Origin of the sequence: Halomonas sp. PBN3 (assembly GCF_000475415.1) — a bacterium.
Taxonomy (GTDB): Bacteria; Pseudomonadota; Gammaproteobacteria; order Pseudomonadales; family Halomonadaceae; genus Halomonas; species Halomonas shengliensis.
In genome coordinates this window covers 1-250 of record NZ_AXCA01000131.1, presented here as the reverse complement: position 1 = coordinate 250, position 250 = coordinate 1, and the positions used below count along the sequence as shown (strand labels likewise).

Genomic DNA, 250 nt, shown 5'->3' with positions numbered 1-250 from the left:
TTCGGGGCCATAGCTCAGCTGGGAGAGCGCCTGCCTTGCACGCAGGAGGTCAGCGGTTCGATCCCGCTTGGCTCCACCACCTCCTTCCCCTCAGTCTTAGCTGATCGGATCTGCAGTCATAAGCCATTGTTGCCCAGTGCAATGACCGGTTTATGACTGTCGATTGACAGTCTGCTCTTTAACAATGTGAATCATGCTGACAAACGTTCCTTTCGAAAGAAAGGGACATGAGATACGTCTCAAGCGTATC

General features: G+C 52.4%; 1 tRNA gene. It reads left to right on the top strand.

Annotated elements, in window-relative coordinates:
* Positions 1-3: 3 nt before the first annotated feature.
* Positions 4-79, top strand: a tRNA-Ala gene (locus tag Q673_RS24665).
* The last annotated feature ends 171 nt before the right edge of the window (positions 80-250 follow it).